This window comes from Streptomyces inhibens (assembly GCF_022221585.1).
Taxonomy (GTDB): Bacteria; Actinomycetota; Actinomycetes; order Streptomycetales; family Streptomycetaceae; genus Streptomyces; species Streptomyces inhibens.
The window spans coordinates 9,145,852-9,159,230 of the sequence record NZ_CP084681.1; the positions used below are offsets into that span (position 1 = coordinate 9,145,852).

The 13,379-nt window shown below is 67.1% G+C and carries 15 protein-coding genes; 9 read left to right on the plus strand and 6 right to left on the minus strand.

Translation table 11 applies throughout. From position 1 onward, the window contains the following. Positions 1–324: 324 nt before the first annotated feature. From KI385_RS41140 to KI385_RS41165, 6 genes are all read left to right on the plus strand, one after another. Positions 325–1,416 carry an iron-containing redox enzyme family protein gene (locus tag KI385_RS41140; protein ID WP_238577096.1) on the plus strand — a complete coding sequence of 364 codons (1,092 nt, stop codon included), beginning with the start codon at positions 325–327 and terminating at the stop codon, positions 1,414–1,416. Between the two features lie 34 nt (positions 1,417–1,450). Further along, a complete protein-coding gene (locus KI385_RS41145; RefSeq protein WP_238577097.1) occupies positions 1,451–2,731 on the plus strand; it encodes a pyridoxal phosphate-dependent aminotransferase in 1,281 nt (426 codons plus the stop codon). A 40-nt stretch (positions 2,732–2,771) separates the two neighbouring features. Then, entirely contained in the window at positions 2,772–3,092 is a 321-nt protein-coding gene (locus tag KI385_RS44770; protein WP_425357119.1) for an FAD/NAD(P)-binding protein, read from the plus strand. A gap of 295 nt (positions 3,093–3,387) precedes the next feature. Further along, positions 3,388–3,702 carry a DDE-type integrase/transposase/recombinase gene (locus KI385_RS41150; protein ID WP_342593502.1) on the plus strand — a complete coding sequence of 105 codons (315 nt, stop codon included), beginning with the start codon at positions 3,388–3,390 and terminating at the stop codon, positions 3,700–3,702. Beyond that, entirely contained in the window at positions 3,636–4,514 is an 879-nt protein-coding gene (gene yczE, locus KI385_RS41155; protein WP_342593503.1) for a membrane protein YczE, read from the plus strand. The genes KI385_RS41150 and yczE overlap by 67 nt, the downstream gene beginning before the upstream one ends. A gap of 838 nt (positions 4,515–5,352) precedes the next feature. Continuing rightward, complete coding sequence (locus KI385_RS41165; RefSeq protein ID WP_238577098.1) at positions 5,353–6,135, plus strand: phosphotransferase family protein; 783 nt, start codon at positions 5,353–5,355, stop codon at positions 6,133–6,135. Between the two features lie 343 nt (positions 6,136–6,478). Here the strand turns inward: KI385_RS41165 and KI385_RS41170 are convergent, their stop codons facing one another. Together KI385_RS41170 and KI385_RS41175 are read right to left on the minus strand one after the other, a co-directional pair. Then, positions 6,479–6,781, minus strand: coding sequence for a winged helix-turn-helix domain-containing protein (locus tag KI385_RS41170; RefSeq protein ID WP_128512623.1), 303 nt, complete (start codon positions 6,779–6,781; stop codon positions 6,479–6,481). Next, on the minus strand, positions 6,781–7,233 hold the full coding sequence (locus KI385_RS41175) for a hypothetical protein (RefSeq protein WP_238577099.1): 453 nt from the start codon (positions 7,231–7,233) through the stop codon (positions 6,781–6,783). The genes KI385_RS41170 and KI385_RS41175 overlap by 1 nt, the downstream gene beginning before the upstream one ends. 439 nt (positions 7,234–7,672) lie before the next feature. On the opposite strand from KI385_RS41175, the gene KI385_RS41180 reads away from it, so the two are divergent. After that, on the plus strand, positions 7,673–8,113 hold the full coding sequence (locus tag KI385_RS41180) for an NUDIX hydrolase (RefSeq protein WP_238577100.1): 441 nt from the start codon (positions 7,673–7,675) through the stop codon (positions 8,111–8,113). A 117-nt stretch (positions 8,114–8,230) separates the two neighbouring features. Here the strand turns inward: KI385_RS41180 and KI385_RS41185 are convergent, their stop codons facing one another. Continuing rightward, complete coding sequence (locus KI385_RS41185; protein WP_238577101.1) at positions 8,231–8,662, minus strand: hypothetical protein; 432 nt, start codon at positions 8,660–8,662, stop codon at positions 8,231–8,233. Between the two features lie 332 nt (positions 8,663–8,994). Here KI385_RS41185 and KI385_RS41190 point away from each other — a divergent pair, with 332 nt between their 5' ends. Then, complete coding sequence (locus tag KI385_RS41190) at positions 8,995–9,156, plus strand: hypothetical protein (protein ID WP_238577102.1); 162 nt, start codon at positions 8,995–8,997, stop codon at positions 9,154–9,156. Between the two features lie 118 nt (positions 9,157–9,274). On the opposite strand, the gene KI385_RS41195 is transcribed toward KI385_RS41190, so the two are convergent. Together KI385_RS41195 and KI385_RS41200 are read right to left on the minus strand one after the other, a co-directional pair. Then, a complete protein-coding gene (locus KI385_RS41195) occupies positions 9,275–11,569 on the minus strand; it encodes a M56 family metallopeptidase (RefSeq protein ID WP_238577103.1) in 2,295 nt (764 codons plus the stop codon). Continuing rightward, positions 11,566–12,054, minus strand: coding sequence for a hypothetical protein (locus KI385_RS41200; RefSeq protein ID WP_238577104.1), 489 nt, complete (start codon positions 12,052–12,054; stop codon positions 11,566–11,568). Before KI385_RS41200 ends, KI385_RS41195 begins: the two co-directional genes overlap by 4 nt. A gap of 475 nt (positions 12,055–12,529) precedes the next feature. Here KI385_RS41200 and KI385_RS44775 point away from each other — a divergent pair, with 475 nt between their 5' ends. Then, on the plus strand, positions 12,530–12,760 hold the full coding sequence (locus KI385_RS44775) for a transposase (RefSeq protein WP_425357035.1): 231 nt from the start codon (positions 12,530–12,532) through the stop codon (positions 12,758–12,760). Here the strand turns inward: KI385_RS44775 and KI385_RS41210 are convergent. Then, positions 12,753–13,301 carry an ISAs1 family transposase gene (locus tag KI385_RS41210; protein WP_238577105.1) on the minus strand — a complete coding sequence of 183 codons (549 nt, stop codon included), beginning with the start codon at positions 13,299–13,301 and terminating at the stop codon, positions 12,753–12,755. The genes KI385_RS44775 and KI385_RS41210 overlap by 8 nt on opposite strands. Positions 13,302–13,379 lie beyond the last annotated feature (78 nt).

Consider the following 13,379-nt stretch of genomic DNA (forward strand, 5'->3'; position numbering starts at 1 on the left):
AGGCGGCGTCGCCGCGCGGTGCGGTGAGCGCCACGTCCGCGGCGCACACGACGCTCTCGCCCGGGAGGTCGTACATGGCGCGCGTCGTGCGGCAGGACATCCCGGTACCGGTCCCGGTCCGCATCGTTCAGGAGGAAGAGTCGCTCCAGCTCGGGCCGCGTCGGCTCCTCGGCGAATCTCCCGTACGCCTCAGCCTGCTCATCGGTCAGAAATTCCACCGGCATGCAGCGGACGTAAACCATCCGCCGCAAGTCATCGCGGCTCTTTCCCTCAACGCCCGCACAAAACATTCCGCCTGTACCGGCGGATCACCCTTGGGCATCCATGATCGATCTCACCGATACCGGTGTACCGATGGTCCCCATGGCCGATATGGCCGATTGCGACCTGTTCCTGGTAACGGTCCCTACGTCACCGTGGATTGCGACCGAGCTGGAGTGGTCATCGTGGCTTACCCGGAGGGTGGATCTTCCTGCACGGCTCCGTCCGCCTTCATCGGGAGCTTCGCCGGCATGGCCGCCGCCACGACGGCTTCTGATGGTGATCACTCCGACCGACGACGTCGGTAAGGCATTCATCCAGTGGATCGTGCGTCAATCCGACGATTTCATCGGCGACGATTCAAAACCTGCGTGCAATGGGGGTAGAAGCAAGATGGGGACAAGCGCTGGAATCGCACTTCACGATCAAGTCACCTCACTCATGGATGAGTTGGAGCGACACGACGTCTATAAAAATGATTACTTCAAGTTCCTCGGGAACTCGCCATGGAATAGCTGGACCTACGACTTTCACCGGGCAAATTTCTTCCATCGAACCGAGGGTACGGTCAAAGGCATCGCCCACGTGTGCGCGCAGGCGGCAGCCGGCGACGATCGTGACACGCTGGTCCTGTTTTCCTACATCCTCAACGAGGAGACCGGGAACGGCGAGGCTGCTCATTGCCACGAGGTGCTGATGGAGAACGCCCACAACCTGTACGGCCAGGTCGAGTTCGGCCTGCCGCCGCTGCTCGTGAGGGAGGCGCGGAACAGTAATCTGGTCATTCCCGAGACGTTCGCGTACCGCGAGCGCACCCTGGAGCTGCTGGGCGCCGGCTACCACCGCATGCTGGGCGTCGCGATGGCCCTGGAGTCCCACGCCGACAAGATGTTGCAGGTCTGCCGTACGGCGTTCCGTAACAGCAACAACAAGCTGCCCGAATCTGAGTTCGTCGACAATGTCGAGGTCTACTTCAACGTCCACGTCGGCCAGGAGGGCGTAGAGGAACGCCACGCCGCCGATGCAAAAAAGTGCGTCCTGAACAACTGCCATACCGATGCGGATGTTGCCGAGATCGCCTATGGCGCAACAGAGACCCTGAACATTCAACTAGAGATGTGGAACGCGATGTACAAGGCCGCGTCCACGAGTTGAATTCCGCAGCGGGAGAGAGGTGGCTCGTACGGCCGTGCAGAAAAATCGTGGCATCTCCAATGCCGTCCTGAGCATTCCGGAATCGGCGACTCACGGAACCGCAGCGAAGCTCGCCGCGCTCAATCACGGACTCGCCGAGGACGATCAGATCATTGACCTCAGCATCGGTGCGCTGGATACACCAGCCGATTCCCGGATCGACCGAGGTGTGGTCGAGTTCGTTCAGGCGCAATCCGGCACGATCCATGCGTTCGCGCCCGTCAAAGGATTTCCGTTCCTGCTGGAGTCCGTTGCGGCGCGTGTGGCTCGCCTACACGGAATTGAGTACGATCCGAACAGTGAAATATTGGTCACGCCGGGCGGTGTGAAGGGTTCGATTTCGGTAACCTTCCATGCGTTGCTGAATCCAGGCGACGAGGTCGTGATCCCCGTGCCCAACTGGCCGCACTACTCGGACATGGTGCGGCTGCACGAAGCGATTCCGAAGACCGTCCTGGTCACGGCGCACGATGGCTTGACGGCGCCGGCCCTCGAGGGGGCGATCTCGGAGCGAACCAAGATCATCGTCCTTGGCGACTGCATCAACCCGACGGGCAAGGTCTATTCGACCGAGGAGCTGTCGGCGCTGGCCGAGATCGTCGCCCGACACAACGTGCGGCGCGAGGCCTGCGGAGAGAGCCCGATCTACGTCTTGTTCGATTCTCCCTACGAGGCCCATATCTTGGGGGCCCGCGCCAAGACGTTTGCCGCCATCGAAGTTCTGCTCACCGACGGCAGCCACCGCTCCATGCGGCCGTGGACGGTGGCAGTGACCGGACCAGGCAAGACCTATGGCATGCACGGCGATCGGATCGGCTATCTCTGCGGTCCGCCGGACATCGTGGACGCGTCCGCACGGGCGCAGGTCAACCTCACATCGTTCGCGTCCACCTATGGCCAGATCGCAACGCACATCGCGCTACAGCCGGATATGGACGAGGTGGCGACCTCCAGGGCGAAGGCCGCGCGCATCAACCTCGAGGCCATGCTGCGAGAGCTCGACGCAGTCCCCTCGTTGCGGATCAGCCCTCCCCAGGGAGGCTACTTCCTGTTCGTCGACCTATCGAGCTACGCCGACGCCTACCAGAGGCAGGGCTACGGCACCGCCGATCAGTTTCTGCTGGCCGAAGCAAGGGTCGCCACGATCTGCGGTAGCCGTTTCGCGGAGGGCGAGCCCCTGAACCATTTCGTGCGGATCAACTGCGGCCGGACGGGATCGCTCTTGAGTAGAGCCGGCACAGGCATCAGGCGCGCCCTCACTCGTTTGGGGTCCTGACTTGAACGCCATCATGATCGGAGCCGTCAAATAATCCATCATCGGCACCGGCTTCGCCGGCACGTGCGCGCTGTGGCATCTGGTTCAGCGACTGACCGATCCACGCCGACTGCCCTCGCTCTCACTCTCGGCCATCACCAACACCACGGTGGAGCCGAGGCCGGTGAACGGGCCGGGAAATCCGTACGCAAAAGACAACGCCCGGTTCGCACATCGGTGCAACAACGAGGCGAGCGCCATGGGAATCCATGGCAATGATTTCATCGATTGGACGGTCGAGAGTAAACCGTGGCTCCCTGATGGGCCCACAAACCCGCCAACACCACGGCCGCGGCGTACTACCGCATCCCCGCGAAGATGAAACGCGCCGGGATCGAGACCGTCCGCGGCCTCGCCACCGACCGGCATGGGACCGCCGCGCCGATCACTCCGCCGCCTCCTACGAGGTTCGATCGGTGGCGGTGGCGTTCGGGAACCGCATCGAACCTTCCAACGTGAAGGCAGGCGGCAAAGCCTGCCACGAGAAGGCCACCGCGCCGGCGCCGCCAAGTCGGCGTTGTCAACTTGGCTGATGGAGCTCTTGCTCGCCCACGGCGTGGTCGTCTCCCACGAGACCATCCGGCGGTGGTGTGCGAAGTTCGGGCCGGAGTACGCGTGTGGCCTGCGGCGACGCCAACCCCGGGCCGGAGTATGCGCGTGGCCTGCGGCGACGCCAACCCCGGGCCGGCGACAAGTGGCCTCTGGGCGAGGTCTACGTCAAGATCAGCGGCGAGTGGCGGTACCTGTGGCGGGCAGTCAACCGGGACGGCAGCGTCCTCGACATCATCGTCCAGTCGCGGCGCGCCGCGAAGGCCACCAAGCGGTTCCTGGCCAAGCTGCTGAAGAAGCACGTCGGGTACCCAGGGTGCTGGTCACCGACAAGCTCGCCAGCTACGGCGTCGGCCACTGGCAAGTCGACAACGCCACTTTGATGTATGCAAACACACCGGAGGCGACTGGCATGGAGCAGGAGATCACGGACCGCCACAAGCGCAAACTCCGGCGCCGTCACGAGGAACGCACCGCGGCTCCGCTGACGCCCAGTACACGCCCGTCCCTGCCGCCCCTCACCTACATCCCCCTCGGTGAGCATCCGCTGAGACGCTTTCCCCAACTGCTCATCGGCCTCGCCCTGTACGGATTCAGCCTCTCAGCCATGGTCCGGGCCTCTCTGGGCGTCAACCCATGGAGCGTCCTGTACGAGGGCCTGGAGCGCCACACCTCCCTGAGCTTCGGCACGATCAGTGCCCTCCTCGGTGTTCTCGTGCTCCTGCTCTGGATCCCCCTCAAGCAGAGGCCGACGTTGGGCACCGTCGCCAACATCATCGTCGTGGCGTACTCATCCGACCTGGGCCTCTTGCTCATTCCCCAGCACCTCGGCTTCTCGGCCCGGGTCGGCCTGCTCGTCGGGTGTGTCTTTCTCAACGGATTGTCCGTCGCCGTCTACGTCGGCGCGCGCTACGGACCTGGCCCCCGGGACGGGTTGATGACCGGCGCGTCAGCCGCAACCGGGCGTTCCATCCGGCTCATCCGCACCCTGATCGAGATCACTGTGCTCGGCGTGGGCTGGCTACTCGGGGGGAGCGTGGGCGTCGGCACGGTGCTGTACGCACTCACGGTCGGCCCGATCACCCAGTTCTTCCTGCCCTGGTTCGCCTACAGGAGGACCACCGAACACACCGTGGAAGCAGCAGGGCCATCCGAGGAGGCGAATCCGACTGCACCGTGTGGTGGCTTGCCGTAGTTGGTCGGAGAGGGCTTGGCGCGCCGCAAGTACAAGGACGTCGACCGCATCGTCCCCCTGCCCCGCCCCGTCTGCGCCGCCACACCACTCCCGTGTCTCTCCCCGCCCACGCGGGCGCCCACGCCGCCGACGACACCGACGCCCGCCGACCACCCAGTCCGCCGCCCCGCAGCGTCGTACCGCCGACGGCTGAGCCGTCCCCTACCGACCACTGGCCCCGGTCCTCAGCCATCTCCAGCGCGCCTCCAAGCTTCGGCTTGCGCAGCCTGGGCGAACGCACCGGCGTCTCCGCCGGCCACCTCTCGCGCGTCCTCAGCGGCTAACGCTTCCCCGACTGGAACACCACCGCCAGCTCGACCGACCCCTGCGTCCTCTCGGCCCCGCGGCACAAACATGGAGGACATGCTCCACGCCTTCGGCGAGACGCACGGAACGGAAGGCGGCTCCTGCCCTCCGTATCCGACAGCACGCCCTCGCCCGGACATCAGTCACCTGCTGCTGTGCGCACCCGGCCCATGCCACGTCCAATCCCCGCCCTCGGCCGCTGGGCCGATGCCCTTCCCACCTGACCGCCCGGGCGCACGGGCGGGCGTCGGCGCCACAATTGTGGCAGTGGGTGCGGCCGCAGTGGTCGTCGCGCGAATGCTGAGCATCTCGCCGGGGTGTGCGATGTGCCGAATGCCTTCGAGTACGACGTGATAGCCGGCATCGAGCACGTATCGGGCGACCGTGTCGATGAGGTCGATATGCACGCCCGCAAGGGCGCTGGTGGCTGGTGGCCGGCCTGACAGAATTCCTTCTCATGAGCTCTGGCCGATGGGGCACCCACGCAATCGAGATGACCGCTGACCGTGTGATCAAGCGGTTCCCGAGGAAGGACGGTGGTCGCGCCGAGCGGGAGTGGCGGGCTTTGTCCTTGCTGGCCACGTATGCTCCGGGGCTGGCTCCGGAGCCCCGGGAGGCCGACCTCGCAGCTGTTGAGCCGGTTGTGGTGATGTCTCGGCTCGCCGGGGCCCCCTTGCGTGGTGCTGCTGTTGAGGGCAAGAAGATCGAAGCCTTGGCCGAGGCGGTGACCACTCTGTATGAGGCCGTGCCGTCCGATGTTGTCTGCAAGATCCCGCTCAGGCCCGGGCACCAAGGCGAGCTCATCGGCCACCTCGATGAGTGGGCCGTGACGGTTCGCCCCCAAGCCGGCGGCCCGGTGAGGCAGGCCATGGACGCCGGGTTGGACTGGCTGGCCCGGTCGGGGCTGGGAGCCGACGCTCGGGGGGAGGTTTCACCCGTCTTCGGGCCGGGTGACGGCAATCTCGCGAACTACCTGTGGGACGGCTTGCGGGTCCAGGTCGTCGACTTCGAGGACTCGGGCCGCAGCGATCGTGCCTTCGAACTCGCGGAAATCACCGAACACGTGGGCAGTTGGGTGGAGCACCCCTTTGACGTCTCAGCCTTCCTGGAGCAATTCGAGCTTTCCCCCGCGGAGACCGCACGCCTGCGGGAGAGCCGCCGGCTGCTTGCCCTGGTCTGGCTGTTCCTGCTGGCGAGCGAGGCAACAGAGCATCCCAGGAACCCTCCCGGCACTGCGGAACGGCAAGCTGTCCGGGTGCTGGAGCTACTGGCCTGATGACGAGACTCGCGGCCGGCGGGCGGCTCCGTCGGATCAGCAACCAGCCCTCCCGGCCGGGCCCGTTCCAGCTGTCGGCGTGGGCATCGCGAGTGAGCCGACCCGTGACCGTCACCGTCACTCCCGTGCCGTGCCCGCTGCCACACGTCAACGACGCTGTCCACCAAGACAAGTGAGCAGTGGTCAAGTTCGCTCATGAGCTGCACAACGGTCTCGTACGAACGGCTGCAGCTGCGGCCGTCGTAGAGGAAGGGGCAGGCACCCGAGCAGCCTGACCCTTGTCCCGATCGGAGCGGCTCACGGCATACGGGCACGAGCGCACGAGCAGTCGGTCAGGTTCGGTTCACTTCAGTGGCGCGCGTGCGGCCGCGACGATCTTCTCAAGTGCCGCGGCGTGCCGTTGGAATGCCTGCCGTCCATGCGAGGTGAGGCGGACGTGGGTGTGCCGTCCCTTGCGGTCCCGTGTTTTGCGTACGGAGACGTATCCGGCTTCTGCCAGGGCGGAGACCTGCTTGGACAGGGCCGAGTCGCTGGTATTGACCGTGTCCCGTACGAAGCCGAACTCCACCCAGTCGGCCGGGGCCAGCAGCGCGACGACCGAAAGCCGGGCCGGAACGTGCAGGAACTCATCGAAGTCCGGGTCCATCAGTGGTGGCCATCCCTGCGCGCGATCGCTTTGACGACTGGGCGGATCATGTTCCCGGCCACCAGGCTCGTCAGGGCCACGACAGCGGCCGCGAGCGTGGACGGAGCCGGCAGGCCGAGCAAGCGGGCGGCAATCAATACGGCCGAGAAGACCACCACGAAGGCGGCCGCCAACCACACGTAGAACACCGCTTCCACGCCGGCGACTTTCCTGCGGACGGGCGCGCGGCGCTGCTGTACGACCAGCCCTCCCGTCCCCAGGCCGCTCCCCAACAGAACGGCGGCGATATTCCAAGGCCTGGGCAGGTCGAAGGAGGCGAGCATGGCGAACAGCGCCAGCGCCGCAATGAGCGAGTGGGAGCGGGATGAGACGCGACGGATGTACTCGTCGCAGGTCTGGTCCTGACGGTGACGTATGTCGTCGAGTGCGGTCTGGGCATCGTAGGCGGCCATGAATTCCCCCTGATCATCCGAGTACTTTCGCATGAGGAAAGTACCACCCTTCTTTCCTTACAGGAAAGGAGGTAAGCAGGTGGGGAAGAGGGATCACCGGCGGTGACTACAGGACCCGCATCCGAACAGGCCGCCGACCTGTGCCACATCCCGTGATTGAGTGCGGGCTCGACCTACCGGCTCACCCAGGCCGCGCACCACAGCCATCGGTCTGGACGTTTCAAGGTTTGCGCAGCCGGGCTGGGCCTGTCTCGGGTGCCCGAAGTGCGGCGCCGTGCGTCGTCACCGCGGCACCTCGGCGGGCGTCGGGGTCGTCGGGATCGTCGGTATCCGCGGCGGCCGGCTCCTGTATGAGGCTGTGAGCGAGGAACTCGTCCTACTCCGGGGCGAGTTGGCAAAGGTGACACCGCCTGTGTCGGCGGCTTTAGGAGGGGACCGCATGATCGATCAGACCGCCGATCAGACCACCGGTCAGACCACCGATCAGCCGGGCATCAGCGTGGGGACCATCGTGGAGGGTGACCGTGTGCTGATGGTGCGCCGCCGGGTGAGGGAAGGCGAGTTGATGTGGCAGTTCCCCGCGGGTGCCATCGAAGCCGGAGAGACTGCCGAACAGGCCGCGGTCCGGGAGACTCGGGAAGAGACCGGGCTGACCGTGGAGGTGCTGAAGCTCCTTGGCGAGCGTGTGCACCCGAAGACTGGCCGACTGATGTCGTACACAGCCTGCAGTGTGGTCTCGGGCGAGGCGCGCGTCGCCGACGAGGAGGAGCTCGCCGAGGTCGCGTGGGTGACACTGATGGAGATCCCCGACTATGTGCCCTACGGCTTGTTCGAGCCGGTGCAGGAGTATCTCGGCAGCGAACTGACAGCGGCTGAGTAGCAGCAGCAGCGATAGCCCCGCACCGACTTGGAGCGGGGTCTTTTCGCTTCTGAGTGACCGGTGTTGGCGGCTGCCTCAGGTCGGCCTGCTGCTGCCGGTCGAGGGTTGCGGTGTGTGTCAGTGACCGAAGGGCGGTTCGAAGCAGCCCGACTCCATGTATGGCCCGTTGACCTGCACCTGGTAGTTGGTCTTCTGTACGAATGCGGTGACACAGGCGTCGCTGTGTACGTGAAGCCCGATCCGGGCGCCTTCGGGTGTGACGTAGTGGTCGTCTTCGAAGCGGGGTTCCATGCTCCGCACGTCGAGTTTCCCGCCGAGCTGCTCGCCCTTGGGGCCGGTCCGCTGTTCCTTGTACCCGAGCGTGAGCATCGCCGAGCGGACGCTCTTGGGATCCCACTTCCCCTGTTTCCAGAGGCGTTTGAGTACGGGTTCGATGCGGTCGGCCTCCCTTTGGGCGTCCTTCGCGTGGGCGGGGGACATTTCGCGGGGGCGACGGTTGGCGTTGTTCTCGTTGTAGTGCGGGGCTCCGTCGTGGGCTCCGGGTTCCACGTAAGGGGAGGCACCGGGTCCGGAGGGGCTGGGGCTGGAGCTGGGGGATGCGCTCGGCGCGCTGGCCGCGACGCGCTGCTGGCCGCAGGCAGTCAGGGGTATCGCGGCGCTCAGGAGGAGTGCGGCGGCGAAGTGTCTTCGCCGCCGAAGCGTTGAGATGAGCATGCAGATCACTCTGCCATGGCGGCACCATCTGCGCGCCGAGCGTCATTCACCGTGAGCAGATGCCTGCTCGCTCGTGGCGTGGATCCGTCGCGCCCAGAGGTGGGGCCTTTTCCCTTCCGGTGCCTTCCCGTCGTCGGCTACTTCGCGCCCTGCCGCACGAGTCGTCCTTGCGGGGTGAGTACGCGCAGCCGGCCGAGTACACCGTTCAGTGGCCGCTGCCGCTGCCGCTGCCGCTGCCGCTGCCGCTGGGCACGGCCGCGGCGGGCGTGGTGGCTCTGGTGAGCGGCGCGATAGCCGCGGAGATGCTGCTGCGTTCTCGGCTTCGGTGAGGGCCCGGTGGAGCGAGGCGACCGACGGGGACTTGCACGCGTAGGACCTGACCGGCGACAAGCTCCCAGCAGCCCTTCAAGCCGGCCCCATGACCAGCAACTTCAGGAAGAAGCGGGCTCAGTGCCGTCTGCCGTCGCGCAGGGCGACCCAGGCCGGTATGAGAAGCAGGGCCAAGGCGGCGGTCCAGGCCGCGATGTACAGTTCCGGGCTCAGCGTCGGCGCCAGATCGGGCGCCACTCGGCAGGCCACGTGATCGGTGCCCCACCGCACGCAGGCGAAGTGATTGCGTGCGGTGAAGGCGGCCGTCGGCAGCAGCAGCCCCGCGCCGAGGGTGCCGAGAATTCCGTGCAGAGCGCGCAGTTCGCCGCCAGCGTGGCGCCACGCGACGACGAAGCCGACGGCGAGCTGCAGCAACGCCGCGAGCGCCACCGGATAGAAGGTGAAGACCCCACCGACCCATTCGATCGGCCAGGGGAAGGCTATGGCACAGAACAGATGCCACAGCCACAGGCCGAGCCCGGCGGCGGCGCTGAACACCACGCCCTGTGCCAGAGCCCGCAATGGGCGCAGCTGCGGCGGAGCGAGGAGCGCCGCCGAGCTCTCGGCCGACACGGGCTGGAGCAGGAACCGGTCGGGCCCTGCGGTGGGCACCTCGGCGCGGGCGCGCCCGGTGAGCCGTACGCCGAGCCGTACGCCGAGCCGTACGCCGAGCCGTACGCCGAGCCGTGCGGCGAGCGGGAGCCCGACGGTGACCACCACCAGAGCGATGACCCACAGGGGCGGCGTGATCACGACGGTCGTGGAGAACACGAACCCCAGGTAGTCCAGCGGCGTCGGCAGTAGGTTCAGCGGGCGCGGCAGCTGCAGCAGATCGAAACCGGGGGTACCGGCGGCGTAGGCGTGCCCCAGCCAGATGCTCAGCAGCGCGACGCCGGCCGCGCACCCGCCGACGACCAGCAGTAGCGGACGCCGGCCGGCCAGCACAACTGGTGCCCACACCCTGGCCGTCGCCGCGTTCCACCGCACGAAGCCGTAGCCGACGACCCCGAGGATCAGCCACCACGACAGGTGGACCGGCAGCGAGTTGGCGATGCCGAGGGACAGCGCCGTGTTGTACGCCCTGTCCCCGAAGGTACCCACGATGAGCCCGGCCGACATGGCGAGCCCTGTGCGATGTGCGTCTGCCCATCGACCACGGTTGAGCCGTGCGGCCAGCGTCGCGCGCCAGATGCCCACCGCCACGCCACCGCCCAGCAGGACGGAGGGGACGGCGGCGGCCAGCGGGCTGCCGCGGTCGCCGAGATGGGTGGCCGCCTCGGTCCACTGCGCCACGTGCTGGTAGACGAGCGAGCAGGTCAAGGCCAGTCCGAACGCCTCCCAGGGGCCGAAGCCGAACAGCAGCCGCGTGTCGCTCAGTGCCGCCAGCCGCTTTCCGGCGGTGGGATGCGAGCGCAGGTAGGCAGGCCGGCGGCGGCCGGTCTGCTCAAGGCCGTGCTGAGCGGCGAGCACACGTCGTAGCGAGTGGGCTCCGCGGGTCCACACGGCTACCCGGGCGTCCGCATACAGCTCGCGGCTGCGCAGCACCGCGGCGCTGGTGAGGGTGACGGTGGCCGCGAGTGCGCACTGGGCGAGGACGAACAGCAACTGGTAGAGCAGACTCATGGGCATAAGCAGCCACGCGACCAGCAACGCAAAGGGAGCGGTGACGGCGAGGGGAACCGCAAGTGCGGCGACGAACAGCCGGTGGCAGATGAGCGTGAGGAAGGCGACGTCCACATCCCGGTTGCGCAGATGCGCCAGTTCGTGCAGGACTATCGCGCGGAAGGCCTCAGGATCCTGCGTGTGCAGATGCAGCAGTCCGCGGCTGAGCATCACATAGCGCCGACCGGCCCGGCCGAAGGCGAGCCCGGTGGGGCCCAGGTCACGCCAGTTGACGACGAAGCGCACCCGGCACCGCAGCTCGGCGAGCGCCACCAGCTCGTCGAGCGTTCGCCGGATGTCGGCGAAACCGGCGGTCGGCAAGGGCCGCAGTCGGCGCCGGCGGAGCCGGTAGACCGGCAGCAGCCAGTAAACGACGCCGACGGCCAGCCACAGTGCCCCCAGGGCCGCCAGTTCGATGGCGGTCCCATTGCCCCGGTCCGGCAGCAGGCATCTGCGGGTCAACTCCTCGGGATCGGCACCCATGTCCTTGAAGTTCTCGGCTGTGCATTCGAGGGCTGCGGTGAGGCTGCCCGTATCGCCGCCGAGCCCGAAGTAGGCCGCCGTGCTGACCGCCCCGCCGAAGGCCACCGCCATGGCTGCCGATGTGCTCAAGATGAGCAGCGCGAACCGTAGTGACGTCCCCGACGGCATCCGAAACGGATGCGGCATGCCCACCGGAGCGCCGACGGCGGGAGCCGGCGCGGCGCTCATGAGGTGATCTCCTCCTCGCCCGGGGCCGGCGGCGCCTGCACCCCGCCAACGATGGCGTCCGCCAGCAGCCCCGCCTGCGCGGGCGGCAGTCCGAGGGCGGCGGCCCGGTCGTAGGCGATCCGCCGCAGCCGCTCCAGCTCCTCGGCCCGGGAGGTCTCCCGACCGTTCAGCTCCACAGCGCGTACTGCGTCGGGCGCGGCGAACGGATTGACCGCACCGCCGTCCCCGCCACCGTCCTGCGGCGCCCGCCGCCGTCGCCACCAGCCTCGTCGGCGCTCCTGGCGCATGACATCGGTGACGATGTTCCCGGCAACGGCCGCTGCGACCGGCAGCGCGAACTGCGTCAGCGTCCCGATGACGATGGCATCGACGCCGATCCCCAGCGGCTCCTGCCGGGCCTTCCGGTTCCCCCGCCCCGGATCGTCGAAGTAGGCCTCGGCCGTCTCCTCGAAGAGCGCCAACTCCTCCGGCGCCAAACGCCGCACGGCCTCCCGAGCCAACTCCCGGGCCCGTTGCGTCTCGCGGTCCCTCAACCCACCCACCGGTAGCCCCCGTCTTCTGTTCGCAAGTCCCTCCGTTCGAGTATCGGTCCCCAACTCACGCCACGGTCAAGCCTTTTCCCGGCTGTGCCGCACCCACGGCACCTCGTACCGTTCACCCGAAGTGCCGCCCTACGAGCTGGTCCAGCAGTCAACTGGCCATGGCGAAGATGCCGATGAAGAAGGCCATGTAGAGCAGCAGGATCCCACCCACTACGGCCGCCACGATGAGGACAGCCTTCATCACTTTCTCTACGGCCCGATGGTCGCGGGCCGGTCGCACAGGGACTTGGGAATAACCCTCGTGTTCACTCACGGAGCCATCCTGCTGATCGCGGTGCCGACGGGCTATCCGTAGAAGTACTCATGCGCGATGGTCCTCTCCGCAAGCTCGTCCGGCCAGGTAGGAAGAGGAATCGGAATGGTCCCCTACCGCACGGGGCTGCCCTGGCGGGGCCTGTCTGAGCGGTTCGGCCCTTGGCAGACGGAGCGCGGGCGCTTTGCCCGCTGGGCCACCGACGGAACCTTCGACCGTCTGCTGTCTTCCCAACCGGGTCGTCGCCGACAAGGGCTGCTCCTCCCGCACCTTCCGCAGGAAGATGCCAGGGCTGTTGCAAAGTCCTTTGCTCTTGGATCGGTGCAGTTCAGGTGAGGCAGAGGAGGTCCAGGGGGCGGCGGAAGGGTTCGTAGGACATCGCGCGGAGTCCGGCGGCGATGTTCGTGCGGCCCGTCGCGCGGAGTTGGTTGACGGCGAAGCTGCGGAGGGCGGCCATGTTGTCCGGGCCGTGTCCGGTGCGGACCTTGGAGGCGTCCTCGGCGAAGGCGGTGGGGCGGACGAAGTGGAGTCGGTTCTGGATGGTCCATTGCGAGCGCGCGATCTTCGCGATGTGCTCCGGTGAGGCTTGGCGGCTGGTCAGGTCGGTGATGGCGTAGACGGTCTCGCGGCTGCGCTTGCCGTTCTTGCGCTGGGTGCGGTGCCGGATGATCTTCGCGACCTGGGTGGCGTGGGGGAAGTCGACGCCGAGATCGCTCACTGCCGGGGCCTGCACGACGCGGGTCTCCAGGCGTCCGTGGGTGTCGGTACGGTCGGAGAACTTCACGCTCGCCTTCGCCCGGGGCAGGGTGGCGAGTTGATGGTGCAGGTTCTTCTGGTTGCGCTTGACGGTGAAGGCGTAATGCACCCTCTTATGCACCCTCTTCTCTTCGACTCCTGTTCGACGAGGAAGCGGGCGTGATCACGCTGGCAGTGCAGAGCGTCCGCGGTGACCGTG